At 70.0% G+C, this 26,240-nt stretch carries 26 protein-coding genes; 10 read left to right on the top strand and 16 right to left on the bottom strand.

The features are described from left to right. Positions 1-8 precede the first annotated feature (8 nt). Both WFJ97_RS08835 and WFJ97_RS08840 read left to right on the top strand, forming a co-directional pair. On the top strand, positions 9-395 hold the full coding sequence (locus tag WFJ97_RS08835; protein WP_247623757.1) for a DoxX family protein: 387 nt from the start codon (positions 9-11) through the stop codon (positions 393-395). 73 nt (positions 396-468) lie between these two features. Further along, positions 469-1,119 (top strand): Pr6Pr family membrane protein, encoded by a 651-nt coding sequence (locus WFJ97_RS08840; protein WP_336641203.1) that lies wholly within the window; start codon positions 469-471, stop codon positions 1,117-1,119. A gap of 46 nt (positions 1,120-1,165) precedes the next feature. Here WFJ97_RS08840 and WFJ97_RS08845 read toward each other — a convergent pair whose 3' ends face one another. From WFJ97_RS08845 to WFJ97_RS08855, 3 genes are all read right to left on the bottom strand, one after another. Next, positions 1,166-2,527 (bottom strand): flavin monoamine oxidase family protein, encoded by a 1,362-nt coding sequence (locus WFJ97_RS08845; protein ID WP_336641204.1) that lies wholly within the window; start codon positions 2,525-2,527, stop codon positions 1,166-1,168. A 138-nt stretch (positions 2,528-2,665) separates the two neighbouring features. After that, positions 2,666-3,643: an SRPBCC family protein gene (locus WFJ97_RS08850; protein ID WP_336641205.1), complete on the bottom strand. Its 978-nt coding sequence runs from the start codon at positions 3,641-3,643 to the stop codon at positions 2,666-2,668. Between the two features lie 2 nt (positions 3,644-3,645). After that, positions 3,646-4,050, bottom strand: coding sequence for an ArsR/SmtB family transcription factor (locus tag WFJ97_RS08855; RefSeq protein WP_336641206.1), 405 nt, complete (start codon positions 4,048-4,050; stop codon positions 3,646-3,648). Between the two features lie 207 nt (positions 4,051-4,257). Between WFJ97_RS08855 and WFJ97_RS08860 the strand changes: the two genes are divergently transcribed. Beyond that, complete coding sequence (locus WFJ97_RS08860) at positions 4,258-4,464, top strand: hypothetical protein (RefSeq protein WP_336641207.1); 207 nt, start codon at positions 4,258-4,260, stop codon at positions 4,462-4,464. Between the two features lie 26 nt (positions 4,465-4,490). On the opposite strand, the gene aztA is transcribed toward WFJ97_RS08860, so the two are convergent. Continuing rightward, the gene (gene aztA / locus WFJ97_RS08865; RefSeq protein ID WP_336641208.1) at positions 4,491-5,138 is read right to left on the bottom strand and encodes a zinc ABC transporter ATP-binding protein AztA; all 648 of its coding nucleotides are present in this window, start codon (positions 5,136-5,138) and stop codon (positions 4,491-4,493) included. Between the two features lie 55 nt (positions 5,139-5,193). On the opposite strand from aztA, the gene aztB reads away from it, so the two are divergent. The 4 genes from aztB to aztD are packed head-to-tail and all read left to right on the top strand — an operon-like array spanning position 5,194 to position 9,502. Beyond that, positions 5,194-6,054 carry a zinc ABC transporter permease AztB gene (aztB, locus tag WFJ97_RS08870; protein WP_336641209.1) on the top strand — a complete coding sequence of 287 codons (861 nt, stop codon included), beginning with the start codon at positions 5,194-5,196 and terminating at the stop codon, positions 6,052-6,054. After that, positions 6,051-7,334, top strand: a complete 1,284-nt coding sequence (locus WFJ97_RS08875) for an ABC transporter (RefSeq protein WP_336641210.1) — start codon at positions 6,051-6,053, stop codon at positions 7,332-7,334. The genes aztB and WFJ97_RS08875 overlap by 4 nt, the downstream gene beginning before the upstream one ends. A gap of 1 nt (position 7,335) precedes the next feature. Beyond that, the gene (aztC, locus tag WFJ97_RS08880; protein ID WP_336641211.1) at positions 7,336-8,268 is read left to right on the top strand and encodes a zinc ABC transporter substrate-binding protein AztC; all 933 of its coding nucleotides are present in this window, start codon (positions 7,336-7,338) and stop codon (positions 8,266-8,268) included. A 31-nt stretch (positions 8,269-8,299) separates the two neighbouring features. After that, positions 8,300-9,502, top strand: a complete 1,203-nt coding sequence (gene aztD / locus WFJ97_RS08885; RefSeq protein WP_336641212.1) for a zinc metallochaperone AztD — start codon at positions 8,300-8,302, stop codon at positions 9,500-9,502. A gap of 117 nt (positions 9,503-9,619) precedes the next feature. Here the strand turns inward: aztD and WFJ97_RS08890 are convergent, their stop codons facing one another. Together WFJ97_RS08890 and WFJ97_RS08895 are read right to left on the bottom strand one after the other, a co-directional pair. Further along, complete coding sequence (locus WFJ97_RS08890; protein WP_336641213.1) at positions 9,620-10,381, bottom strand: HAD-IIB family hydrolase; 762 nt, start codon at positions 10,379-10,381, stop codon at positions 9,620-9,622. Further along, positions 10,378-11,478 carry a LacI family DNA-binding transcriptional regulator gene (locus WFJ97_RS08895; RefSeq protein ID WP_247623777.1) on the bottom strand — a complete coding sequence of 367 codons (1,101 nt, stop codon included), beginning with the start codon at positions 11,476-11,478 and terminating at the stop codon, positions 10,378-10,380. Before WFJ97_RS08895 ends, WFJ97_RS08890 begins: the two co-directional genes overlap by 4 nt. Positions 11,479-11,652: 174 nt before the next feature. On the opposite strand from WFJ97_RS08895, the gene WFJ97_RS08900 reads away from it, so the two are divergent. The 3 genes from WFJ97_RS08900 to WFJ97_RS08910 are packed head-to-tail and all read left to right on the top strand — an operon-like array spanning position 11,653 to position 14,601. Beyond that, positions 11,653-12,594: a carbohydrate ABC transporter permease gene (locus WFJ97_RS08900; RefSeq protein WP_247623778.1), complete on the top strand. Its 942-nt coding sequence runs from the start codon at positions 11,653-11,655 to the stop codon at positions 12,592-12,594. Then, positions 12,591-13,478 carry a carbohydrate ABC transporter permease gene (locus WFJ97_RS08905; protein ID WP_336641214.1) on the top strand — a complete coding sequence of 296 codons (888 nt, stop codon included), beginning with the start codon at positions 12,591-12,593 and terminating at the stop codon, positions 13,476-13,478. Before WFJ97_RS08900 ends, WFJ97_RS08905 begins: the two co-directional genes overlap by 4 nt. Positions 13,479-13,512: 34 nt before the next feature. Next, positions 13,513-14,601, top strand: coding sequence for a glycoside hydrolase family 130 protein (locus WFJ97_RS08910; protein WP_336641215.1), 1,089 nt, complete (start codon positions 13,513-13,515; stop codon positions 14,599-14,601). Between the two features lie 237 nt (positions 14,602-14,838). On the opposite strand, the gene WFJ97_RS08915 is transcribed toward WFJ97_RS08910, so the two are convergent. From WFJ97_RS08915 to WFJ97_RS08960, 10 genes are all read right to left on the bottom strand, one after another. After that, on the bottom strand, positions 14,839-19,410 hold the full coding sequence (locus WFJ97_RS08915) for a galactose-binding domain-containing protein (RefSeq protein ID WP_336641216.1): 4,572 nt from the start codon (positions 19,408-19,410) through the stop codon (positions 14,839-14,841). A gap of 155 nt (positions 19,411-19,565) precedes the next feature. Next, positions 19,566-20,870 carry an ABC transporter substrate-binding protein gene (locus WFJ97_RS08920; protein WP_336641217.1) on the bottom strand — a complete coding sequence of 435 codons (1,305 nt, stop codon included), beginning with the start codon at positions 20,868-20,870 and terminating at the stop codon, positions 19,566-19,568. A 225-nt stretch (positions 20,871-21,095) separates the two neighbouring features. Continuing rightward, positions 21,096-21,680, bottom strand: a complete 585-nt coding sequence (locus WFJ97_RS08925; protein ID WP_336641218.1) for a 2'-5' RNA ligase family protein — start codon at positions 21,678-21,680, stop codon at positions 21,096-21,098. Between the two features lie 89 nt (positions 21,681-21,769). Continuing rightward, complete coding sequence (locus WFJ97_RS08930; RefSeq protein ID WP_336641219.1) at positions 21,770-23,386, bottom strand: DHA2 family efflux MFS transporter permease subunit; 1,617 nt, start codon at positions 23,384-23,386, stop codon at positions 21,770-21,772. 156 nt (positions 23,387-23,542) lie between these two features. After that, a complete protein-coding gene (locus tag WFJ97_RS08935) occupies positions 23,543-23,716 on the bottom strand; it encodes a CsbD family protein (RefSeq protein ID WP_247623784.1) in 174 nt (57 codons plus the stop codon). Between the two features lie 115 nt (positions 23,717-23,831). Next, positions 23,832-24,446: a hypothetical protein gene (locus tag WFJ97_RS08940; RefSeq protein WP_247623785.1), complete on the bottom strand. Its 615-nt coding sequence runs from the start codon at positions 24,444-24,446 to the stop codon at positions 23,832-23,834. Further along, a complete protein-coding gene (locus tag WFJ97_RS08945) occupies positions 24,443-25,024 on the bottom strand; it encodes a DUF6286 domain-containing protein (RefSeq protein WP_336641220.1) in 582 nt (193 codons plus the stop codon). The genes WFJ97_RS08940 and WFJ97_RS08945 overlap by 4 nt, the downstream gene beginning before the upstream one ends. Beyond that, positions 25,021-25,416, bottom strand: a complete 396-nt coding sequence (locus WFJ97_RS08950; protein ID WP_336641221.1) for a hypothetical protein — start codon at positions 25,414-25,416, stop codon at positions 25,021-25,023. The genes WFJ97_RS08945 and WFJ97_RS08950 overlap by 4 nt, the downstream gene beginning before the upstream one ends. Beyond that, on the bottom strand, positions 25,416-25,604 hold the full coding sequence (locus tag WFJ97_RS08955; RefSeq protein ID WP_336641222.1) for a DUF2273 domain-containing protein: 189 nt from the start codon (positions 25,602-25,604) through the stop codon (positions 25,416-25,418). The genes WFJ97_RS08950 and WFJ97_RS08955 overlap by 1 nt, the downstream gene beginning before the upstream one ends. Beyond that, on the bottom strand, positions 25,601-26,131 hold the full coding sequence (locus WFJ97_RS08960; protein WP_247623789.1) for an Asp23/Gls24 family envelope stress response protein: 531 nt from the start codon (positions 26,129-26,131) through the stop codon (positions 25,601-25,603). Before WFJ97_RS08960 ends, WFJ97_RS08955 begins: the two co-directional genes overlap by 4 nt. Positions 26,132-26,240: the final 109 nt, after the last annotated feature.

Consider the following 26,240-nt stretch of genomic DNA (forward strand, 5'->3'; position numbering starts at 1 on the left):
CTCGCCTCATGTCGACAACCGCGCGCACGATAGGCCGCATCTTCCTCGGATCCTCCCTCGTCTTCGCCGGCGTCTCGCACCTGACGTTCGCCCGCCGCGAGTTCCAAGCCCAGGTACCCGAATCGCTGCCGCTCGACCCCGACGTCACCGTGCTCGCCTCGGGCGTCGTCGAGGTCGGTCTCGGCTCGGCGCTGCTGCTGGCCCGCAAGCGACGCCGTCGGGTCGGCACGATCGCCGCACTGTTCTTCATCGCGGTATTCCCCGGCAACGTCTCGCAGTGGATGCACCAGCGCGACGGCTTCGGCCTCGACACCGACATGAAGCGCTTCGTGCGACTGTTCTTCCAGCCGGCGCTGGTCGCACTGGCTCTGTGGTCGACCCGCACGCGACGCTGAGGCGCGTTCCCACGACCCGCGGAGCCGACCAAAAGTAGACTCGGCGGATGAGTGGACGGCGGGTGACGCAACGGTGAAGACGCGTACCGTCTTCGGCCTGCTCCGACTCGGCGCCGCCGCGCTGTGCCTGGTCGCCCTCATCCACCGTCTCGCGTGGGGGCTCGCCTCGCACACGATCGCCAGCCAGAACTTCTTCGCCTACCTCACCAACCAGTCGAACGTCGCGTTCGTGGTGCTGCTCACGATCGCCGGCATCATCGCGCTCCGCAAGGCCCGCGATCCGCGTTGGCTCACCGTCACCCTCGCCCTCGTGCTCACCTGGACGATCACGGCCGGCATCGTGTTCGCCATCCTCGTCTGGCAGGCGGGGCTGCGCGGCATCCGCATCGACGTGCCCTGGTCCGATCAGGTGCTGCACTTCTACCTGCCGGCCTGCGCCGCACTCGCCTGGGCGCTCGCGCCCGGCCATCGCGCGGTGCCGTGGCGGGTCATCCCGGCGACGCTGATCTACCCGCTCGTGTGGGGCGGGTTCACGATGATCCGCGGCCCGATCATCGGCTGGTACCCGTACTACTTCCTCGACCCGCGGCAGATCAGCGGACCGGCCGAATTCCTGGTGTCGTCCGGCATCGCCCTCGCGACGTTCGCGACCGTCGCGACCGCGCTCGTGCTCATCAGTCGGATGCCGCTGCCCCGTCGCCTGCGGGAGGATCAGGCCGAGTAGACGACGGACCACCGCATGCCGCCGCGTCAGGCGACGCGGCCTCGCGTCAGGCGGCGTAGGGCCCGAGCGCCTCCAGCGCCAGGGCGACCGACTCGTCCTTGCCGAGTTCCGAGAACCTCGCCGCAGCGTCGCCGCCGACGATCCCCACCAGCACGTTCTCGCCGGTCGCGGGGAGCAGGTTGATCCAGGTGCGGATGCCGACATCGCCGCCGACCGTGTGCCACACCGCCTCCTCGGCATTCCAGAACGGCTCGTCCCAGCGCAGCCACACGGTCTCGATCGACCCCATCGCGAGCGCCGAGATCGCGCCGCGGTTGGCGAACGGCAGCGGCGGGTCGAACTCGATGCCCTGCTCCTGCAGCACTCCGAGCGGCACCGTCACGACGACGCGGTCGAACGACAGCGCCTCACCGGTGCCCATGCGCACGCTCACGCCGGTGTCGTCGTAGGCGAGGCGGGTGACCGGCTGGTTGAGACCGACCTGCACACCGTCGAGCGTGTGCTCGATGAACGGCAGCAGGCTGTCGCGGGCGGCGCGGGGCTCGGCCGGAGGGAGCGGCGGGGCGAACCAGCTCGACAGCTTCGCGGCCTCCGCGCCCGAGGCCGTCGAGAGAAGCGCGAGCAGGGCGAGGATCGTGGGGTCGGCCGTGTCGACGCCTGCCGCGACGAGAGCATCCGCGACCGAGCTGTCGACGGGGGCGGCCTGAGCGGTGGCGATCGCCGCGGTCAGGGACTCGGTGGCGACGGCATCCGTATCTCCGTCGGGCGAGCGCCAGAGCGAGCCCGCGAGATCGACGACGGAGATGTCCTCGGCCTCGAGCGTCTGCACGAGGTCGGCATCCGCCTCGCCGAACAGCCATGCGCCGAGCTGCGGAGGAAGTGGCCAGACGTCGTCGACCCGTGAGTACACCCGTCCGCCGACGCGGTCGCGCGCTTCGAGAACGGTGACCTCGAAGCCCGCGTCGTTCAGCCGCGCGGCTGCCGTGGCGCCGGCGAGCCCCGCACCGATCACGGCGATGCGCTCGCCGTCGCCCGCGGCATCCCGCAATTCGTCGGCGGCGCGCTCACCCGAAGCGATCGCTCCGCGCATGGTGGCCGGGGCCTCTTCATCGGTGGCCTCGCCGGCGAAGAACAGGCGGTCGTCGACCGGGCGCGCGAGGGCGCTGCGGGTCTCGGCCCCCACGCCGGCGGGCACGAAGCTGACGGCACCGAACGCGTACTGGTCACTCGTCCACGTCGAGCGGATGCTGGCGGCCGGAAGCGGCACGCCGTTCGTGGGCTGCGGCTCGGGCGAACGCGTCGGGGTGCGCGTGGGCGTGGGCTCGGGCTCCGGGGTGCACGAGGCGAGCAGCACCGAAAGGGCTCCGGCCCCGGCGCCCAGAAGCAGAGTGCGGCGCGTGATCCTCATCGTGTCGCCACTTTATCCCGCCCGGGTGGACGGTGGCTGCTCGGCCGGCCGTTCACGACTCCGGAGATCTGCTCCCGAATCGCAGAGAAACCGGCCGATCCGTGCGGAATCGGCCGGCTTCTCCGGAGTTGTGAACGGTCAGACCGCGAGCAGCTCCCGCTCGAGACGGGCGTACGAGGTCTCCATGCCGTCGGCCATGCCGGTGGCGAGGATCATGTCGCGCGTCTCCTTGTCGGGGTACTCGATGTACAGCGTGATGAGGGTCGCGCCGTCCTCCTCGTAGAGGTTGAGGTCGTTGAGCGTCTCGACCGGCATCCCGATCATCCGCTCGGTCTGCACCGACCGCTTCGGGGCGTCGATCAGCAGCGCCTCGCCCTCGAAGCCGAACGCCTCGCCCTCCGTGTCGCCGGTCGGTGCCCACGAGTTGCGGTACGTCTGCCCGACCTCGGTAGCGACGACGCACTCGGTCATCTCCCACCCGTCGGGTCCGAGCAGCCACTGCTTCATGAGCTCGGGCTCGTTGTGCGCGCGCCAGACGAGCTCGCGCGGACCCTCGACGAGGCGCGTGATGCGCACGTGCACGTCGTCGAGCAGTTCGACGTTCGTGCCTTTGCCCTGCGCGTAGTCGCGGAGGTCCTGCAGCACGGCGTCGAGCTGGCTCATCGCGAGCGTCGTGCCCTCGACGGCGCCCATCGCCACGACCTGCTCGAGCGCCTCGGCCGAGGCGAAGTAGCTCGTGTTGACCATGCGCGTGCCCTCGGCGGTCGGCGTGAACGTGAACGTCATGCGCATCGACGGCAGGTCGGGGTTCGGGGTCCCGTCCTCGTCGGCGAAGGCGTCGAGCACCTCGAAGCCGTTCGGGCCGTCGATGTTGAGGAACTCCCAGGTGCCGGAGGCCTTCTCGCCGCGCGGTCCGTTCATCGTGTAGTTGGCCTTGCCGCCCACGGTGTGGTCCCAGTGGGTGAAGGTGGCGGGCCATCCGGGAGGACCCCAGAAGCGCTCGAGCTGGCGCGGGTCGCTGTAGGCATCCCAGACCCGCTCGACGGGGGCCGCCAGATCGGCGACGACCGTCATGGTGAGGTTCTCGGCATCCGTGATCACATCGGTGACAGGCATTGTCAGTCTCCTTGTTCGTGTTCGGTCGGTTCGGTGTTCTTCGTGGTGCTCGTGGTGCTGCCGGTGCTCGGGGCGGGCGCGGCCAGCAGGTCGTCGAGGCGAGCGATGCGCGATCGCCACAGCTCTTCGTAGCGGGCGAGCAGCGCCTTGGCGCGGGCGATCATCTCGGGATTCGCGCGCACGAGGCGCTCGCGTCCCTCGGCGCGCTTGACGATGAGATTCGCGGCCTCCAGCACGGCGACGTGCTTCTGCACCGCGGCGAACGACATCTCGTATTCGGCGGCGAGGGTCGAGACCGACTGCTCGTTCTCGATCGTCCGGCGCAGGATGTCGCGCCGGGTCGACGTGGCCAGTGCGTGGAAGACACGGTCGACCTCCGCTTCGGTGAGTTCTTTTTGTGCAACCATTTGGTTGTACGTTAGACCCGGGCGGGGGGCGTGTCAAGAGGTTCCTGTCTGATCCGCTCCTTCCGGATCCACCTGCAGGGAGAGAACACATATGCAGGGAACATCCGCCCGTTTCTCCCTGCACGTGTCAGAACTCCCTGCAGGTGATCGGCGGGCGCGCCCGACCGGCGCCGCCACCGCCCGGAACCTCGACCTAGGGTCGAGCGCATGGACTACAACTCCCTGTTCCCCCTGGTCTCCGCGATGTGGACCTCCGTCGCGCTGCTCGCGGGCGGCTACGCCCGCACGCGCAACCGCTCGGCGTGGACGTGGTTCCTGCTCACGCTCTTCTTCGGACCGATCGCGGCGTTCCTGCTCGTCGTGTGGGAGCCGGTGCCGCAGAAGCCGTCGGCCCCGACTCCGACCGAGAACTGAGAACTGAGAACGGAGGCGGGGCGGAGCTACCGAACGACCCGCCCCTCTTCCACCCGAACGACCCGATCCGCGGCATCCAGCAATGCCGAATCGTGCGAGACGCACACCACCGCCACCCCGCGATCGGCCTCTTCGCGCAATACCGAACGGATGCGCCGACTGCTCTCGGCATCCAACCCGGTCGTGGGCTCGTCGAGGAGCAGCAGGTCGGCCTGCCGCGCGAGACCCTGAGCGAGCAGGGCCCGCTGCTGCTGCCCGCCCGAGAGTGAGGCGAACGGGCTCGGCGCGAGGCGGGTGATGTCCAGTCGCTCCAGCGACCGAGTCACGACCGTGCGCGCCTCGCCGTCCATCCGTCGCCACGGGCCGAGCCGACCCCAGACGCCGACGGCGACGACGTCGCGCACCGTGACGGGCAACCGGGGCGGGATCGCCGCGCGCTGCGGAACGAAGGCGACGGCGCCGGGCACCGAACGCTGACCGCGCCGCGGCGAGCGCGTGCCGGCGAGCACTTCGAGCAGCGTCGACTTGCCGGCGCCGTTGGGCCCGGCGATCACCGCGAACTCCCCCGGCACGATGTGCAGATCGACGCCGCACACCACATCGACGCCGTCGAAGGCGACGTGCACGTCGTCGAGGACGGCGATCGGATCGGCGAGCACAGGGGGCGAAGTCATGTCTCGATCATATGAGTTTGATAATCATTCTCAAAAAGCCCTAGGCTCGCTCAACGTGACCCTTCCTCTCCTCGCCCCCTTCGCGCTCGAGTTCGTGCAGCGCGGCATGCTCGGCGGCGCACTCGTGGCGATCCTCTGCGGCGTCGTCGGCACGTGGGTCGTGATCCGCGGCATGGCGTTCCTCGGCGAGGCACTGGCCCACGGCATGCTCCCCGGCGTCGCGCTGGCCACGGTGCTGGGCCTGCCCGTGCTGGTCGGCGGCGCACTGAGCGCGGTCGCCATGAGTGTCGGGATCGGTGCGCTCCAGCGCCGAGCGAAACTCTCCTACGACACGAGCATCGGACTGCTCTTCGTCTCGATGCTGGCGCTCGGGGTCATCATCATCTCCCACTCGGGCAGCTTCGCCACCGACGCGACCGCGATCCTCTTCGGCGACATCCTCGCCATCACCTCGGCCGACCTCGTGCTGCTGGCCGCGGCCGCCGCGATCGGTCTCGCCGTGACCTGCGGATTCCACCGCTCGTTCGTCGCGCTGGCGCTCGACACCCGCATCGCCACCGTGCTCGGCCTGCGCCCGCGGCTCGCACAGGCCGCGCTCGTGGGCCTCGTCACCCTCGCGGTCGTCGCCTCGTACCAGGCCGTCGGTTCGATGCTCGTGGTCGGTTTGCTGCTCGCCCCCGCGGTCGCCGCCGGCCACTGGACCACCCGCATCCCCACACGGATGCTGCTCGCCTGCGTATTCGGCATCGTCGCCGTCTTCCTCGGCCTGGTCACCTCATGGTTCGCGGCGACCGCCGCCGGAGCATCCGTCGCCGCCGCGGCGATCGCCCTCACCTGCCTCTCGTGGGTCGCCCGAGCAGCCGTCACCGGCATTCGCTCGACGACCCACGCCACGACCGCACCGGTGGCGGCATGACCGCCCGAACCGGCCCCACCCGCCCCCGAAAGGACCCCGTGCGTTCCCTCTCGACCTCCCTCGCCCTCCTGGGCGCCCTCACGCTCGGCCTCGCCGCCTGCACCGGAGCGCCCACCGCCGACACGTCCGCCGAGACGGCGACCGACACCCCCTCCACCGGCGACGGTCACGGCGCGATCGCCGGAGCCGAGGAGGTCGCCGAACCCCCGCTCGGACTCACGGCGATCGACCCCGCCGGCACGGTCACGCACCTCGACCTGCTCGACGAGACCGTGACCGAGATCGGCGCGATCGACGCACCGCGGGCGATGACCACCGACGGCCGCTACCTGTTCGCCGACGTCGGCGACGGCATCGAGATCGTCGACAGCGGCGTGTGGACGTGGGACCACGTCGACCACTTCCACTACTACCGCGCCTCCCCGGCCCTGCTCGGAACGGTCGACGGCGACGGCTCGGCGACCGTCGCCACGACGAACAGCTCGACCTCCGGCGGCACCGGCATCTCGTTCACCGATTCGGGGGAGGCCGTGCTGCTCAGCACCGAGGGTCTCTCGAAGGGCGAGATCCGCGAGCAGTTCCGCCTCGAGCGCGAGCCGCACGACGGACTCGTGGTTCCCGTCGGGTCGTTCGCGCTCGTCACCGAAGCGGTCGACGGGGTCGGGGCGCGCGTCGCCGGCTACACCGCCGACGGCGAACCGACCGGACTCGACGAGACGTGCGCCGCTCCCTCGGGCACGATCACGACCCGCGTCGGCGCCGTGATCGGCTGCGCCGACGGCGCCCTGCTCGCCCACGTCGACGACGGCGAGCTCGTCGTCGAGCGCATCCCGTACCCCGCGGATGCTCCCACCGGCGCGGTCACCTCGTTCGACAACCGCGAGGGCCGCCCGACCGTCGCCGGCCTCGCGAGCCCGACCGACATCCGCCTGCTCGACACCCGGGCCCGCGCCTGGACGCTGCTCACGGCACCGGCCCCGCTCGTGCACGTGACCGCGGTCGACGACGCGGACGGCCACCTTCTCGGGCTGGCCGAGGACGGGCGGATGCTCGTGCTCAGCGCCGCCGACGGCTCGCTGCTCGCCGAGACGGCGCCCCTCGTCGCCGCCTCGCTCGCGTCGGGCGCGGCTCCGGTGCTCGTCGCCGACCAGCACCGCGCTTACCTCAGCGCCCCCGTCGAGCGGCAGCTGTACGAGATCGATTACGCCGATGCCGCCCGCATCGCCCGCACGTTCGAGACCGCCACCGAGCCGGCCTTCGTCGCCGAGACAGGACGCTGACATGCGACCGCCCCGCCTCCGCTCCCGCGCCGCGACCGCCCTCGCCGCCGTCGGCCTGCTCGCCGCGACCCTCACGGCGTGCGCGCCGCCCGCGACCGACGCGCGCCCCCTCGTCGTCGTCTCGACGAACATCCTCGGCGACGTCGTCGGGCAGCTCGTCGGTGATCAGGCGCGCGTGGTCACGCTCATGAAGCCGAACGCCGACCCGCACTCCTTCGAGATCTCGGCGCAGGAGGCGGCCACCCTGCGCGAGGCCGACCTGATCGTCTCGAACGGACTCGGACTCGAGGAGGGGCTGCAGCAGCACCTCGACGCGGCATCCGCCTCCGACGCCCGCACCTTCGTCGCCGGCGACGCGATCGAGGTGCTCGACTACAGCGAGGGCGATGCCGCGGGCATGCCGGACTCCCATTTCTGGACCGACCCGGCGCAGATGCTCGCGGTCGTCGACGCGCTCGAACCCGCGCTCGCCGAGATCGAGGGGATCGATCCCGACGCGCTGCAGTCGAGCGTCGCCGACTATCGCACCGAGCTCGACGACCTGGATGCCGAGATGACGGGTGCCTTCGCGCGCATCCCCGCCGACCGTCGCGCCCTCGTCACCAACCACCACGTCTTCGGCTACCTGGCGGAGCGCTTCGACTTCGACGTCGTCGGGGCCGTGATCCCCGGGGGCACGACGCTCGCCGCGCCCTCGGCATCCGATCTCGCCGACCTCGTCGACGCGGTCGAGGAGACCGGTGTCCCGGCGATCTTCGCCGAGTCGTCGTCGCCCGATCGTCTCGCACGGGCTCTCGCCGATGAGGCCGACATCGACGTCGAGGTGATCGAGCTCGTCACCGAGTCGCTCACCGATGCCGACGGCGGCGCCCCCGACTACCTGACCATGATGCGCGTCAACACCGAGCGCATCGTTTCCGGTCTCACCCGCTGAGACCACCCCTCACAGAGAAAGAAGCACCTGCATGAAGAAACTCCCCCTGCGCAGAGCGCTGGTCGGTGCCGTCGCCCTCGGCGCGGTCGTGACCCTCGCGTCCTGCTCGACCACCCCCGCCGCGGATGCCCCGGCGAGCGAGAGCTCGACGAGGGATGCCGGCGCCCGCGTCGCGATCTCGTACGACGGCGGCATCCTGGTGCTGGACGGCGAGACCCTCGAGACCGTCGCGGACTTCGACTCCGAGGAGTTCACCCGCCTCAATCCGGCCGGCGACGACCGGCACGTCATGGTCACGATGAGCGAAGGCTTCCAGGTGCTCGACACCGGCGCCGGCTCCTCCGACGACGCGGCCCTCACCGACACGGTCTTCGCGGCCGACACCCCCGGTCACGTCGTTCGCCACGGTGGCAAGACGATCCTCTACGCCGACGGCACGAGCGACACGACCATCTTCGACACGGCCGATCTCGCGGCATACGACGGACTCCCCGAGGTCGAGACGATCGCGGGCGTCGAGGCGCACCACGGCGTCTCGATCGTGCTCGAGGACGGCACGTTCCTCACCACCGTCGGCAACGCCGACGGGCGCAACGGCATCGTCGTGCGCGACGCCGACGGCGCGGAGATCGCCTCGTCGGACCAGTGCCCCGGCGTGCACGGCGAGGGCACGGCCGCGAACGAGGTCGTCGTGTTCGGCTGCGAGGACGGCGCCCTGGTCTACGCCGACGGCGAGATCACGAAGCTCTCCGCTCCCGACCAGCCCTACGGCCGGATGGGCAACGCCTACGTGAGCGAATCCAGCCCGATCATCGTCGGCGACTACAAGAACGACCCCGACGCCGAGGGCTACCTGCTCGGCGCCGTCACCCTCATCGACACCGAGGCGCTGACGTACGAGGTCGTAGACCTGCCCGAGGGCGCGGAGTACACGTTCCGCGACGTCGCCCGCGGCCCGGGTGAGCTCGCGTACATCCTCGGATCCGACGGTGCGATCCACGTGCTCGACCCCGAGTCCGGCGAGATCACCGACACCTACCCCGTGATCGACGCGTGGGAGGGCCCCGCCGAGTGGCAGGACGCCCACCCCGCGATCGTCGTGGCCGGTGACATCGCCTACGTGACCGAGCCCGCCGCGAACAGCGTGCACGCCGTCGACCTCACCACCGGCGAGGTGCTCGCTAGCACCGAGCTCGAGGTCACGCCCAACGAGATCGCGCCGGCCGCCGGCTGATCTCGGGCGCTCTTCCCGCCCTCGGTTCGGGAGGAGAACACCGCGATGGGAGGACGAATTCTCAGAATCCGTCCTCCCATCCGTGTGATCTCCTCCCGAACGGGTGTCGGCCCCGCCTCACAACCGCGGGAGGAGACCCTCCAGGAACTCCGCCGTCGATTCCCAGCCGGTGACCGCATGGCATTCGACGCCCATCGCGAGCACGGGGTAGTCGTTCCCGGCGGGATCGAGCCGGTCGCCGACGAACAGCATGTCATCGAGGGGGATGCCGGTCTGCTCGACCAGCCGTCGCATTCCGTACGCCTTGTCGATGCCCCGCTCGGTGACGTCGATCGACGTCGACCCTCCCGAGCGCACCTCGAGATCCGGCAATCGAGCGGCGACGGCGGCGCTGAGCGCGTTGCGCTTCTCGCCCGTCGGATCCCAGGCCGCCTTGGCATCGAGCGGAGCCTGCTGCCCCAGCGCCGAGAAGGTGATCTGCGAGCCGCGGTCCTCGATGACATCGCCCCAGGTCGTCTCCTCCCACAGGCCGAGCCGGCGCGCCTCTTCTTCGAACACGGCCGTCGCTGCGGCGCGACGCCCCGCAGCGAGGTCGAGCGCGTACACGGTCTCGATCCCGTGCGGACGGATGCGGTAGTACTGGGTGCCGCAGGCCGGGAGCAGGTGGAAGTTCGCCAGCGTCTCCGGGCCGGCGGCGGGCAGCCTGTCGACGACCTGCGCCGTGAACTGCTCGAGTCGCCCGCCGGAGATGATGGCGACGGTCACGCGCTCGGCGAGCGCCACCAGGAGCGCCCCCATCCGGGGGTCGATCGCGCTCTTGGACGGCGCCAGCGTGTCGTCGAGATCGAAGGCCACGAGGCGCGGAGCGGGCGCGGTCATCCCGCCGCCTCGATGATCGCCTCGCCCTGCCCCCGCACCGGCCCCGTGCTGCCCCGCACGATGAACTCCACCGGAGGCAGCTCGATCGCTCCCGGCTCGTTCCCCTCGACGATCGAGACGAGGGCGCGCGCGCAGGCGTTGCCCCACTGGAAGACGTCCTGTCGCACGGTCGTCAGCGGCGGGATGATGTACGGCGCGAGCGGGATGTCGTCGAAGCCGATGATCGAGAGATCGTGGGGCACGCGGACGCCCCGATCGATCGCGGCGGAGATGCCGGCGATCGCCATGATGTCGTTCGCGTAGATTATGGCGGTCGGCGGTTCGGGGTCGTCGAGCAGTTCGTGCGTCGCGCGCGCGCCGGCCGCACCGGTGAAGTCGGCCTCGACGACGGTGCCGGGGCGCAGCCCCAGCTGGGCGAGCTCGGAGGCCCAGGCCTCGCGACGCACGCGCGAGTGCACGTAGCGATCGGAACCCGAGACGTGCGCGATGCGCTCATGACCCAGGGCGTGCAGGTGGCGGACGGCACGACGGATGCCGGCGGCGTCGTCGAGCCCGATGGGGGCCGTGCCCTCGCCGGTCCCCGAACCGAGCAGCACGCAGGGCATCCCGAGCCCGGCGAGCTCGGCCGGACGCTCGTCCTCGACGCGGAGGTCGGTGAGGAAGACGCCGTCGACCCGGGCTTCGTGGGCGAAGCGCGAGTAGGCCTCGCGTTCGGCCTCCTCGCCGTCGACGACCTGCAGCACGAGGGCGTAGCCGACGGTCGAGAGGAAGCTCTCGACCCCCGCGACGAACTGCGGGAAGAACGGGTCGGTGCTCAGCAGCTCGGGGGCGCGACGGATCACGAGGCCCAGCGCCTGGGCCCGGCTGCGCGAGAGAGCGCGCGCCCGGGCATCCGGCCGCCATTCGAGAGCGCGAGCGGCTTCGAGGATGCGCTCGCGCGCCTCTTCACCCACGCCGGAGCGGCCGTTGAAGACGAAGGACACGGCGCTCTTCGAGACGCCGGCCCTGGCCGCGACGTCGCCGATGGTGATCTTGCGTTGCAGCACGGGCGAGGCGGGCCGATCGGCGCCGACGCCGTCGGGGGGAGTCGCGTTCATGGTTGTAGTGTAACCGACCGTTTAGCGAGATTTAGCGCCGTCTTCCACCGGAAGTCCGGCAGGTTGACCTCGCACAGCAAAACCGGTTTACTAAAGGAGTTGTCACCGTCGCGCACCACCGGACCACGGCCGGATGCGACGACGGAACGGTCGTATCAGTGAGGAACAATCGCCATGGGCAGTGCCGCACCAGCGCAGAGATCGAAGGCCGACCCGCCGCGTCGTCGCGGCGGCGCGCTGCACCGATGGCTCGGCGACAATCCCCTCGGACTCCTGCTGAGCTCTCCGTACATCCTCTTCGTCATCGTCGTCTTCCTCATCCCGTTCGGATTCGGGATCTGGATGTCGGTGCACGACTTCTACTTCACCGCCCCGGGCGTCGCGGTCGAGCATCCGTTCGTCGGCTTCGAGAACTTCGCGACCGTGCTGGCTGACCCGATCGTGCGGCAGGCGTTCGGCAACCTGCTGATCTTCCTCGTCATCAACGTGCCCCTCACCGTCGTGCTCGGTCTGCTGCTCTCGTCCGGGCTCGACGCCGTCGTGCACTGGAAGGGCTTCTTCCGCATCTCGTACTACGTGCCCTACGTGACGGCATCCGTCGCGACGCTGGCCGTCTGGATCTTCCTGTTCAACGGCAACGGCGTCGTGAACTCCCTGCTCGGCTCGCTCGCCCCCGACCCGTCGTGGCTCGCCAACCCGGCGTTGATCATGCCGCTCATCGCCGTGTACGTCACCTGGAAGAACCTCGGGTTCTACATCCTGCTGTACCTCGCCGCACTCCAGAACGTGCCCAAGGAGCTGCACGAGGCAGCCCAGCTCGACGGCGCCGGACGCTGGCAACGGTTCCGCTCGGTGACGCTCCCCGCCGTGCGCCCGGTCACCTCGCTCGTCGTGCTGCTGTCGATCATCACCACCGGGCAGATCTTCACCGAGCCGTACCTGCTCACCGGCGGAGGGCCCAACAACGCCTCGATGACCCCCGCACTGCTCATGTACCAGCAGGGCATCCAACAGGGGAAGCCCGACATCGCCGCCGCGATCGGCATGATCCTCGTCATCGCCGTGATGATCGTCTCGCTCGTGTCGCGCCGCATCACGGAAGGCAAGAACCGATGACCACGTCGACGACCCGCATCGCTCCCGACAAGGCCGCCCGCCCTGCGCGCAGCGGACGGGTGCTCGGTGTGCTGCGCTTCGTGCTGCTGCTCATCGGGGCGCTCGCGGCGCTCGTGCCGTTCTACTACATGATCATCGGCGCCCTCCAGCGCACGCGCGACACCAGTCTGTTCGGTCTGCTGCCGCTTCCGCAGAACCTCACCTTCGACAACTTCGTCGCGATCAACCAGTCGGTGAACCTGCTCGGCTCACTGCTGAACTCCCTGATCTTCACCGCCGGCGTGGTCGGCTGCACCCTCGTGTTCGGTCTGCTCGTCGGCTATGCGCTCGCGGTTCTCTCGTTCCGCGGTCGAGGGATGGTCTTCGCGCTCGTGCTGCTCGTGCAGGCGATCCCGTTCCAGCTGCTCATGATCCCGCTGTACGTCATGGTCGTGCGCTACTTCGGTCTCGCCGACAACTTCATCGGCATGATCCTGCCCTTCGCGATCAACTCGGTCGCCGTGCTCATCTTCCGCCAGTACTTCCTGCAGATCCCCCGCGACGTGTTCGACGCCGCGCGCATTGACGGCGCGAGCGAGGTGCGCATCCTGCTCTTCATCGCCGTCCCGCTCGTGCGCCCCGCCGTGCTCACCGCGATGCTCGTGACCTTCATCGGACCCTGGAACGAGTTCCTGTGGCCGTTCCTCGTCACGAAGGACGCGACGAAGCAGACCCTGGCCGTGAGCCTGGCGAACTTCTCGCAGACGAACGGCTCGTTCCTCGAGAACCCGATGGGCGCCGTGCTCGCCGGCGCCTGCGTGCTCGCCGTGCCGGTGGTCGTGCTCTTCCTCCTGTTCCAGCGGCACTTCACGTCCGCGAACCTCGGCTCGGCCATCAAGGGCTGAGCACTCGACACCGAAAGACCCCGAAGGCATCGCCATGACTCCATCCTCCCCACCCGCCGCCGACCTCACGACGCGGATCCCCTACGCACTGACCCGTCTCGGCACGATCATGACGGCGAGCGATGACGACCCGCTCGAGGCCGAGGGGGTGCTCAACCCCGGCACGGCCTGGGGCCCCGACGGCGAGCTCTACCTCTTCCCGCGCGTCGTGGCCGCGGGCAACGTCTCGCGCATCGCGCGCGCGAGGGTGATCGTCGAGGACGGCGTGCCGGTCGGTGTCGAGCGCCTCGGCGTCGTGCTCGCCCCCGACGAGCAGTGGGAGCACGGCCGCCAGAACGGCGGGGTCGAGGACCCCCGCATCACGTTCCTCGAGCCCCTCGGCCTGCACGTGATGACCTACATCGCCTACGGCCCGCTCGGCCCGCGGCCCGCCCTCGCGGTCTCACGCGACACCGTCTCGTGGGAACGGCTCGGACCGATCCAGTTCGCGTACCAGCCCGAGCTCGCGAGCGATCTCAACCTGTTCGCCAACAAGGACATCGTGTTCTTCCCCGAGCTCGTCCCCGGCCCGGACGGCCGCCCGAGCATCGCCCTGCTGCATCGGCCGATGTGGGACCTCGACTGGCTGCGCCCCGGTGAGGGTGCGCGCCCGCCGGCCGGGATCGACGACGATCGTCCGTCGATCTGGATCGGTTACGTCGACGTCGAAGCGGCACGAGCGGATGCCTCCGCCCTCACCCGCGTGCACGGCTCGGCCATGATCGCCGCGCCCGAGATGGCGTACGAGAGTGCGAAGATCGGCGCCGGCCCCTCGCCGCTGCGCGTGCCGGAGGGGTGGCTGCTGCTGCACCACGGCGTCTCCGGCGCGACCCCGAAGGGCTTCGAGCTGGCGCACGGGTCGGTGTACTCCGCCGGGGCGATCCTGCTCGACGCCGACGACCCGCGGCGGATCCTCGCGCGCTCGCCCGAGCCGCTGCTCGCGCCCGAGACCGCCGAGGAGACGCAGGGCACGCTCGCGAACGTCGTCTTCCCGACCGCGGTCGAGAAGATCGGCGAGCGCACGTTCGTGTTCTACGGCATGGCCGACTCGTCGATCGGCGTGGCCGAGCTCACGCACCTCTGAGCCCCGGACCTCGAAGGCCGCCTCCCTCCGGAGGCGGCCTTCGTCGTGTCCCCCCGCCAGGGCTCCTCGTCCGGGACCCTTCGACAGGCTCAAGGACCCGGTACCCTCACGCCCGTACGGAATCCTTCGACAGGCTCCCTCACTGGGTTGCTGAGCCTGTCGAAGCACCCGCCACGCGCGCGCTAGGGCACGACGAAGGGGCCGCCCCGGGTGGGACGACCCCCTTCGCACTCGCACTCAATCGGTCGTGGCGCCTCTCCGCAACCGCACAGCGACGGCGCCCGATCCGAGCAACAGCAACGCGATGGCGAGCGTCCAGGGCAACCACGTCAGGTCGCCGCCCGTCGCCGGCAGGCCACCGGGGCCGTCGGCTCCTCCTCCGGGGGTACCGCCGCCGGGAGTGCCGCCGCCGGGGGTGCCGGGGGTGCCCGGTCCACCGGGGACCCCCGGTTCGTCGGCGGCGAGGATGAGCACCGGGGTCGAGGCGATGTCGGCATCCGCCTGCATCACCACGATCGTGTGCTCGCCGGGATCGGTGTCCTCGGGGACGACGCCGCGGAGGGCGATCGCCCCGTCGTCGTCCGCGATGACGACACCGAGGTCGGCGGGGGTCGATCGCAGCTGGATGACGTACTCGACGCCCGGCTCGAAGCCGGTGCCCGTCACGTCGATGCGGCCGCCGACCTTCGGTGATCCCTCGACCGTCACCACGGGTGCCACGACATCGGGATCGACCGTGACGGTCACCGGCGCCGAGGGCTCCGACCACCCGCCGGCGTTCTGCGCGCGCACGGTGACGCCGTAGTCGCCGGGGGCGAGGTCGGCGACGGATGCCGTCAGCGCACCGTCCTCCACCTGCACCACGTGATCGCCCACCGTGACCTCGTAGGCGGTGACGGGCGATCCGCCGAGACGCTCGGGAGCCGACCACTGCACGGTCACGACATCCTGTGAGGCCGTCGCCACGACATCGCGCGGAGCGCTCGACACGGCGTCGAGCCGCACGAGGCCGGCGAGCGCCGCCTCGAGAGCAGCGGCCGCGGCATCCGCATCCTCCTGGGGAGCGCCGGGCGTGCCGCGCATCTGCTTCGCCGCCTCGAGCGCCGGGAGCAGCGGCGCCCAGCTCTCGGGGGTGTAGGCGGTGCTGTCGAGGGCGTTCGCCGCATCGATCTGCGCCTGCAGCCACGAGGTGTCGGCGTCGACCGTCACCCCGCACCACGCGATCTCCGAGCCGCCCTGATGACGGATGCCGACCGTCGTGCGTCCGGGTTCGCGGGCCTGGAGGTCGACCTCGACCCGCCCGTCGGGCGACACCCGCGCGTCTCCCGCGACGGTGACGACGGACTCGTCCATCGAGATCGCGGTGAAGACGTCGTCGGGGGTCACCGGCGACACGGTGGCGGCGACGACCGCCGTCGAGTCGCGTGGCGCGGTCACCGGTCCCGTGCACTCGAAGGTGTATCCGCCGTAGAGCTCGAACTCCCAGACGTTGAGTCCGTACTGCGTCGAGGGGAGACCCGCGAGGCGCACGTACCGCACCTCGGCGGGCGCGAAGTCGTGCGTGTGGGTGAGCGTGGGCTGCGCCGTCTGGACGCGGGCCAACGGCATCCACGTCGCACCGTCGATCGAACCCTCGATCCGGTAGTCGTTCGACGTACCGGCCTCCCACGCCACCACGGCGCGCGAGACCGAGCGCACACTCCCGAGATCGACCTGGAGCCAGTGCTCGGCGACCGCGCGCGCCGACGACCACTTGGTCGACTTCGAGCCGTCGGTGGCCTTGGGCCCGGTGATCGTGGCGTTGTTCTGATGCACGCTGTCGACGGTGGTCGGTCGACCCAGGGCGAGGTTCGCGTTCGCGGCGGGCACGACCGGCGCCTCGACGACCAGGCGATCGGAGAACACCTCGAACTCCCACAGCGAGGGTCCGTAGTTGAGCGCACGGGTGAGCGTCTGCATGCGCACGTAGCGCGCGGTCTGCCCGTCGAGCGTGATGACGTCGATCCCCCCGTCGCTGCCACCCGACGGAGTCGTGTACGCGTCGCGCCACGACCTTCCGTCGTCGGAGAGCTGGATCTTGTAGGTCTTGGCGAACGCCGCCTCCCACGACAAACGCACCGTGGAGACCGGCTTCGAGGATCCGAGGTCGATCTGCGCCCAGGCGCTGTCGGCGTTGTTGCCCCGCCAGCGCGTGTCGGAGTCGCCGTCCGCGAGGGAGAACACGAGGTTGTATCCGGCGTAGCCGGACGCCCGCGTGGCACTGTCGATAGCGAGATTCACGCTCGACGCCACGGTCAGCTCACGGATGCCGTAACCCGCACCCTCTCCGCCGAGGAGGAGCACACGGACGTGCTCGGCAGCGGTGGGGTTTATCGGCACCTCGTCGACGCCGCCGTCGCCGCCCGAGATGTTCGCGCGGTCGGTCCAGTCGACGCCGTTCGGCGAGGTCTGCACCACGTAGTCGGTGGCGTGAGCATCCGCCCAGTCGATCGTGACCTTCGTCACCCACGATCCGCGGGGCAGCGCGGCCGCGGCCCACTGCGTCCCCCCGGCGGCCGAGCGCCACACCGACGCGGCGTCCCGGTCGCCCAGGGCGTCGACGGACGAGCCGTCGGCGGTGCTGCTGGCGGTGAACGGCGACGATGCCGGGAGGGCCCCGTCGACGAGCGGCGCGGTCACCGTCTTGCCGAGGTTCTCGCCCGAACCGAGTCGGAACACCGCGTTCTTCTCGGCCCCGCCCCCGGCCAGGGTGACACCGACCGACAGGCCGGCACGGTCGGGGTTCGAGAGGCTCACGACAGGGGTATCGCTCCGCTCGTCGAGCAGCACGATCGACGGCTGGTCGACCGTCAGGGTGCGGCCGTCGCCGAGGTCGAGAGATCCCGGTGCGAAGAAGGTGGCCATCGTGATGCCCGCGTCACTGCTGCGCACGGCCTGCACCGCGGTGTCGTTGCGCAGGGTGCGGATCGTGGGCTTCGCCGCGTACGCCTCGACCTCCGCGGGAGTGGCGGCGGGCAGGACGGTGTAGTCGTAGGCTCCGGCCGCGGGCTTCGCGCCGTGGTCGACGTACAGCGAGAACGCATCTCGACTGATCGCCTCCTCGCCCTCCCAGCTGCCGGACTGCGTCTTGTTCGAGACCTTCACGTCCTGACCCGCGGCGAACACGTAGCCGACCTCGTCGTTGTACGCCCACGTGGCCGACCCGACGCCCTGCTGATCGGTGCCGCCGGCCACGGGCCGGCCGCCCACGCTCGCGTTCGGCTTCGCGGCTGCCTGGTTGATGGTCGTGTGCACGGCCGCGTCGCTGGTCGACGCGATGCCGGCGCCGAGCGCCACCATGCCCTCGTCGAACGAGAAGTAGCTCTTCTGCGCCGCGGTCCCCGCGGTGTCGAGGGTGAGCACGCTCACTCCGAACTCGCCGTTCGAGGTGCCGCCGGTGAAGCTTCCGCCGTCGCCGTTGCGGCCGCGGTTCTCGAAGCCGCGCTCGGTGCGCTTGACGTTCGGAGCGGTCACCCCGGGGTAGTGCCACCAGTCGAAGGCGGGTCCGAGATCGAGGTACTCGCGGTTGTTCACCTGGATCGCCGTCGAGCCCATCGCGTTCCAGTAGACGGGGTTGCCGAGTTCGTCGCGGTACGAGGTGCGCAGCTCGGCGCCGAAGATACGCGACGAGTTGAGGCGCGTGAAGATGCCGTATCCGTCGCGCAGGTGCGAGGAGAACTCGGAGCGCCAGAAGTACTTGTTGCCGGTGACGCCGTTCGTCTCGGTCTTGCCGAGCACGCCATCGAGCACCGCCTGGTACGCGGTGGCGTACAGGGCGTCGGTGCGCGCCATCCGCTGCAGCGGTTCGATGAACTCGGAGGCATGGCTGGTGATGTCGTTCACCGTCTTCGGCGGACGGTAGTTGAGGTAGAGCATGCCGATCTCGCCGCGGATCAGCCAGCGCGTTCCGCTGATGAAGTAGAACGCGATCGAGTCGAGCTGGTCGCGCGTGAAGGCGAGACCGGTGCCGCGGGCGACATCCGACCACAGTGCGGCGTAGGTGAAGAGCACCATGCCGTAGCCCTCGCTGTAGAGCTGCGCGCCGTGCGCCCAGAAGCTGGCGTCGGGTTGCACGGCCTCCTGCACGGTGCCGGAGTGATCGACCGCGATCGTGGCGACGATGGTCGCGAACCCCTCCTTGACCTTCGCGATGTCGCGGGTCGACAGCGCCTCGAAGATGTAGTTCGAGGTGCGCCATGCGCCGTTCGCGCCGACCGGATCGAGCTTGCCGGTGTTGTGCTTCAACGCGACGTCGAACGCTTCGGGGCTCAGTGCCGAGCCGAGGAACATCGAGATGCGCCCCATCGCGATCGACTCGCCGATCTCGGTCTCCCACCAGTTGGTGTTGCCCGGGTTCACACGATCCCAGTGCAGCAGCGCCCGACCGACCGCGTCGACGAGGCGGGGGTCGCCGAAGCCCTCGGCGTTCGGGTCCTTGTACGCCTGCGTCATCGCGAGCATCCGATAGAGCGCGGTGTACGCCGACCACACGCTGCCGTTCGCCGAGCTGGTGCGATCGGCGTAGTTCACGTCGGACCACGAGCCGTCGGCGTTCTGCGACGCGACGTAGTCGAGCGCCTCCGACGTGCGGGCGAGGTAGATGCCGTTGGCGATGATGATCTCGTCGCCCTGCCCGAGGTAGTACTCCTCGAGGCGATCGATGACGGTCGCGACGTCGTCCTCCGGGGCGGCGGATGCCGGAGCCGCGAGCGCGGACGATCCGAGGACGAGAGCGAGGGTGAAGGCGATGAACGCGGCGATGCGCTTCATGGCGGGGCTCCTTTGCCGGGTTTCTGCGTTGCCGGGCACCGTTGCGGGTGCGGCGGCGGGGCTCCGGCACGACGGCGGAGCGAAGAGTCCCGGGGTGCGCGCCATGACACGCGCACCCCGGGGTGGTGACCGGCTGGGGAGCCGGTCGAGATCGATCAGCCCTGGGCGATCAGGGCATCGATCTTGTCCGCGGCGGTCGAGAAGGTCTCTTCGAGGTCGCCCTCTCCCGCCTGCACGGCCTGACCCCAGGCGTCACGGAACGTCTGCCACATCTCGGTGGCGTCCGCGACGTTCGGCACGTCGACCGTGAGGGGCACCGAGGCGGCGAAGGTCGCCAGCACGGGGTTCGTCGCGAGGTAGTCGGCGGCGATCGCATCGACATCGGTGCGGGTCGGGAACTGCCCCGTGGTCTCGAGGAGGGCCAGGTCGTTCTCGGCATCCATCGAGAACTTCACGAAGTCCCACGCGGTCTGCTTGTTCTCGCAGGACGTGTAGAGGCCGACGTTCTTCGAGTCGCCGAAGGTGTAGGTGTCTGCGGCGGCCGTGCCCGCGGCGGTCGGCAGCGGCACGACGCCGTACTCGACCTTGCCGTCGAACGCTCCGGCTCCCCAGGGTCCGGCGATGCCCATGGCCGACACTCCGTCGGCGAAGGGACCGGCCCAGGCGTCACCGCTGTAGGCCTCGGCCGAGGAGTAGCCCTCGCCGTACATGGTCTTCCAGAACTCGAGCGTCTCGAGGCCCTCCTCGCTCGTGAAGGCGGCGGCGCCGTCGCTCACGAGCTGGGTGCCTCCCGAGTTCGCGAGGAAGAACGGGTAGAAGTCGAAGAGCGAGTTCGTGTAGTCGCCGGATGCCGGCGGGTACAGCGAGTAGTCGGCGGCGCCGCTCTCCTTCACGGCCGCGGCGGCGGCGAGCACGTCGTCGTAGGTCGCGAGCTCGGGGTTCTCGGGATCGAGTCCGGCCGCGGCGAAGACGTCCTTGTTGTAGTAGAGCATGAAGGGGTTGGCCTTCCACGGCACCTGGTACAGGTCGCCGTCGGGAGAGCGGAAGCCGTCGGCCGCATCGCCGGAGCGCTCGGTGATGAAGGACTCGCCGTCGTCGAACGTCTTCGAGATGTTGACCAGACCGCCCTGCTTCTGGAAGGCGGGAACCGCGGCCGGCGCCGTGTTGTAGACGAGGCACGGGGTGTTGCCGGCGGTGATGGCGGCACCGATCGCGTCTTCCGACGACTTGCCCGACGGAATGGCCGCGGCGGTGACCTGCTCGTCGGGGTGGTCGGCGTTCCACGCCTCGACCACGGCTTCGGCCCACTCGATCTCCTGCTCGTTCGTCGAGTACCAGATCGAGATCGGGCCGGAGGTCAGCTCCCCGCCGTCGGGGGCTGCGTCGCCGCCGGACGAGCCGCATGCCGCGAGGGGCAGCGCGAGGGCGGCGAGGGCGAGAACACCTGCATAACGCTTCATTGCGAGAAACTCCTTCGTTCGGTCGCCTCGGGTCGGCTACCTGCTGTGGTGGGCGATCGCGGAGGATCGCTCGACCCAAGTAAACCGGTTTTGTAAGCGTGCGTCAAGAGTGTGCTCTGCGCACACAGAAGGAGCGAATAATCGCGCGAAAAAGACATTGCCGATGTTGACCAGGCACTAAACAGAACTAAACCGGTGAGGGCTGCTCCACCTCTCGAACGCTTCTCAGCGCCCGAGCGGGATCACCTCGGTGAGTTCCACGCCGTTCGAGTACGAGACCAGCTCGACCTGGGTGGCCGTCTCGCGCACGGGGCGTGCGAACTCCGAGACTCGCGCAGACTCGAGCGCCTTCCACTCCGGGCCCGACAGCGTCGCGCCGTAGACGACGGACATGTGGAACGTCCACTCGTCGAGCGGCAGTTCGCCGAGCCGCCGGAAATCCGTCGCATCGAGCCTGTCGGTCAGAGTCGCATAGGCGGAGAGGAGGGAGTCGGTGCGAGCCAGGCGGAGGATGAGGATCTGCCAGGGTTCCGGAAAGGCGTCGATGGCCTCGCCGGTGATCTCGATCGGGTCCTGCTCGATCGCCCACGCGTGTACGAGTGCGCTCAGCTCTGCACGGCGCTCCGGCTCGTAGAAGCCCCGCAGCGTCACGTGGCCGGTGTGCGGATGCGGGAGTCGACTCAGCGCCAGAGCGTCGGTCTGTTCCGCGCTGTAGCGATCCGCCAACTCCCCCGTCGGACGCAGCACGAGATACTGCTGCCCTTCCAGGGACTCGAGCTGCTCGGGCGTCTTCATGAACGGTCGATGCATACGACGACGCTAATCAGCATCGAGACTCGAGGTCGCTCCCGGTGCGGCGCGCCGTCGCACCGGGGGACGTCGCACCGGGGGACGGGAACCTATCGGGGGTCCTCGGCCTCGCGTCCGCTCTCCTCGCGCTCCGACGGGCGCGCCGCCGCACCCCCGAGCGACACCGTCGCGAGGAGGCCGAGGGCGAGGAAGCCCGCGGCGGTCCACGCCGCATAGCGCGTGCCGTCCGAGAAGGCCTCGCGCGCGGCATCCGCGGCATCCGCCGTTTCGGGGTTCGCCGCCAGTCCGCTGATCGCCGCGCCCGCACTGTCGACCACCGACGAGACCACCTGATCGCGCTGAGCCGACGGCACTCCCTGGTCGTCGAGGGAAGCGGCGAGGATGCCGGCCGTGCTGGTGAAGAGCACGGTTCCGAGGATCGCCACTCCGAGCGCCGCCCCGAGCTGTCGCGAGGTCGACTGCGTGCCGGAGGCGGCGCCGCTGTCGGCCACCGGCACATCGGCCAGCACGACGCCGGTGAGCTGGGCGGTCGCGAGCCCGACACCCACCCCGTAGACGAACAGGAGAGGGATGAGCGGAACCCACGAGGCATCCGGACCGATCGCGAGGCCGACGCCGGCGACACCGACGATCTCGGCGAGGAGTCCGATGCGAACGATCCATACCGGCGCGATCCGACCGCTCGTCGCCCCCGCGATGCCGCTCGCGAGGAACGAACCGCCGGCGAGCGAGAGCAGCAGAAGACCCGTCTGCAGTGCGTCGAAGCCGAGCACGAACTGCAGCCACAGCGGCAGGGCGAGGATGATCCCGAACTCGCCGAGCGAGACGACCGCGGCGGCGATGTTGCCGTTGCGGAACGACGTGATCGCGAAGAGCCGCAGGGCGAGGAGGGTCGAGCGACCGGCGCGCTCACGATGCACACCCCAGGCGATGAAGGCGACGAGCCCGACCAGCGCGAGCGCGAACGCGAACGGGATGGGCGAGATGTCGAAGGGCCAGGTCCAGTCGCCGATCTCGGGCCGCTGCTCGACGCCCCACCAACCGTAGGTGCGCCCCTCGATCAGACCGAAGACGAGGCTGCCCATCGTGACGACCGAGAGCAGGGCCCCCACCCCGTCGATGCGCTCGGCACGATCGCTGCGCGTCTCGGCGACGGTGAGTGCGACGCCGATGATGATCAGTACGCCGAGCGGGATGTTGATGCCGAAGGCCCACCGCCACGAGAACGCGGTCGTCAGCCATCCGCCGAGCAGCGGCCCGACGGCGGCCATGCCTCCGATGGTCGACCCCCACACCGCGAAGGCGATCCCGCGCTCACGGCCGCGGAAGGTGGCGTTGATGATCGACAGCGTGGTCGGGAGGATCATCGCTCCACCGACCCCCTGCGCGAGGCGGGCGAGGATCAGCGCACCGCCGTCCGAGGCGAGCGACGCCAGCACCGACGACCCCGCGAAGACGACGACGCCGATCAGCAGCATCCGCCGTCGCCCGAACCGGTCGGCGAGACTGCCGAACACCAGCAGCAGGGCGGCGAAGACGAGGGTGTAGGACTCCTGCACCCACTGCACCTCGGTGGAGGTGATGCCGAGGTCGTCGACGATGGCCGGGATCGCGACGTTCACGATCGTCGAGTCGACGATGATCAACGACACCGCGATGCTGATGAAGACCAGGCCGACCCACCGCAGCCCCTCGTGCTTTTCCATGATCTCTAGCTTAGCTAGCATTCTCGATCTGCAACAGTCTTCGGTGCGCTCACCGCCGGAACCGCAGACACGAAAACAGGGGCGGGGCCGTCGAATGGCCCCGCCCCCTCCCACTGTCCCCAGCAGGTCTCACCCAGCGCGCGGCTGGGAATCATGTCAGCCCTTGAAGGCGTCCTTGACGTTCTCGCCGGCCTTCTTCACGTCGGCCTTGGCCTGGTCGGCCTTGCCCTCGGCCTCGAGCTTCTCGTTGCCGGTCACCTTGCCCGCAGCCTCCTTCGCCTTACCGGCGATGTCCTCCGCGGCGTTCTTGATCTTGTCGTCGAGTCCCATGATGTTTCCCTTCGTGATGGTGGTTCTGGCGGCGGGGTCCTGCCCCCGCCGCCCTCCCGTCGGCCCATGCGCGACCGACGGCGAGTCTGTGAGTCCGGTCAGCGAGCGGATGCCGTCACGACAACCGCCTCTGATCGTGGGCGAGACGGGCGCGCAGGCTGGTGTGGATCGACACGTAGGCGGCGGTCTCGCGGCCGGTGAGTGTGGCGAGGTTTGTGAGCAGCCGGTCGAGGTGATCGACCAGCTCGCGCGGATCCGTGTTCTGTCGCGGGGTGACCGCCACGTGCAGCACCGGCTCGTGGCGCACGTCGTTGGCGGTCACGCTCGCCGAGAGGATCTCGTCGCGGCCCGCGAGCGACTTCTTGACGGCATCCGACACGAACGACTCCGTGACGGTGACGCGTCCGAGCGGGTTCTGCGCGCCGGAGGAGCGCAGCGCCGTCTTCGACCGACGGCCCGAGACGCTCGTGAGGGCGAGGATCAGCAGCGCGATCACGACGACGATCGCGACGACGGCTCCGACACCGATCCACGAGGCGGCCCCGCCGGCGATCGCGGTCGCGGCGCCCGCCTGATCGAGCCAGGTCTCGGCGTTCTTGCCGGCATCCGTCCAGACGTCGGCCGCGGTCGGCCAGCTCAGGAGGGCGATGCCGACGGCACCGAGGGCCAGGAAGATCAGGCCGATGAGGAGCAGCAGGGTGCGGTTCAGCGCACGGTTGGTGGCGTTCACAGGTCGGCGTCCTTCTCGATCGCGCGCTCGATGCGAACGCGGGTGCGGATGCTGCGGGTCAGCCGATACGTCTGCAGCTCGGACTCGGCGAGGGCGAGCACCTCGCTCTGCTCGAGGGGCACTCCGGCGCCGGGGCGCACGGTCACGTCGATGCTGCGGTGGCCGACGCCGACGGTGATGGCGTCGCGCGCGATCCCGGTCTCCTCGGAGAGATGCTGGGCGAGGGCGCTCGCGATCACGCCGTTGTCGACGACGACCGCGCGGTCGCCCGCATCGAGGGTGTGCTTCGACAGTCGCCCCGGGGTGATCGCCAGGATGACGAACACCAGTCCGATGAGCGCGAGCACGACGCTGCCGGCGATGACGAGACCGGCGGGCTGCGTCGGCAGGCCGACCAGCCAGCCCGCGGCCGCCGCCGGGCCGACGAGGAGCGCGGGCTGAGCGGCGAGGCTCAACACGATCTCGAGGGCGACGTAGGCGAGGGCGAGGATGAGGAGGACGACCGCGACGAACATCGCGACGGTGCGCGGCGAATGGGTCTCGCGTCGGACGACGCGGCGAAGTGCGGGGGTGCTCATCGCACTCGTCTCCTTTCGGGAATGATGGCGCCGGTGATGGTGAGGGCGACGCGGGTGACCTCGTGGCCGAAGAGGCCGGTCAGCTCCCGCTGCAGGCGCTCCTGCAGCTCGCGGGCCCGGTCGAGCACCGGGGTGGCTTGGGCGATCGCGGCGGTGTCGTCGAGATCGGGCACGGGAAGCGGTGACGAGATGCGCAGGGCGAACCCCGCACCTCGCGCGACGACGTCGGCCTTCACGTCACTGCGGGAGACGCCGATCACCGATGCGGATGCCTGTTCCGCGACCGTGCGATAGACGCGTTCCTTCACCTCGACGCGGCCCGGGACGGACTCCCCGCCGGTGGCCTGCCCCGCGGGGCGGCCACCGGCGATGACGTTCTGGTCGACGCGCATCAGGAGGTTCGCCGCCCCGTGATGACGTCGGCGAGACCGCGGACGTCGAGCTTGCCGGAGGCGATGCGTCCGACGATCGCTCCGACCCCTGCGAACACGGCCATGAGGAGGAATCCCCAGAAGCCGAAGAGCAGGGCGGCGAGGGCGAGAAGTGCGCCGATCAGGGCGCCGGTGGTGGTGGGGCTCATGAGACGCGCGACTCCTCGTTCTCGTGGGTGTTGTCGTCACCGGGCACGTGCACGTCGTTGACCTCGACGTTGACCTCGACGACCTCGAGGCCGACGAGACGGGTGATCGCCCCGGCGACGGCGGCGCGGACGTTGTTGGCGACGGTCTGGATGGGTGCGGGGTACTCGACGACGATGGTCAGGTCGGCCGCGGCCTGGGTCTCTCCGACCTCGACCTTGACGCCCTGTGCGAGGTCGGTGGCGTTGATCACGTCGCGGATCGCGCCGAATGCGCGTGCTCCGCCGCCACCCAGTGCGTACACACCGGGAACCTCACGAGCGGCGATACCGGCGACCTTGGCCACCACGCCCTCGGCGATCGTGGTCGTACCGGCGGCGTCGACATCCGCGGGGATGCGCGAGGTCGAGAACCCGGCGGAACGGTCCACGCGGGGAGCGACGGCGGCCGGCGTCGGGGTGCCGGTGGTGTCGGGCAGCTCCTTCTCGGCGGGGCTGGTCGACGTGTTCTTCTGATCCTGCGTTGCCATGACGTGTCCTATCTCTTTCGACGGCCGACCACAACCCCTGGGGGATCCGGATCGGGAGCGATAACGTCGCTCACAAGTAAGAGGCGCGGATCACGCGATCCGTCACAAA

Origin of the sequence: Microbacterium sp. USHLN272 (assembly GCF_037149655.1) — a bacterium.
Taxonomy (GTDB): domain Bacteria; phylum Actinomycetota; class Actinomycetes; order Actinomycetales; family Microbacteriaceae; genus Microbacterium; species Microbacterium galbinum.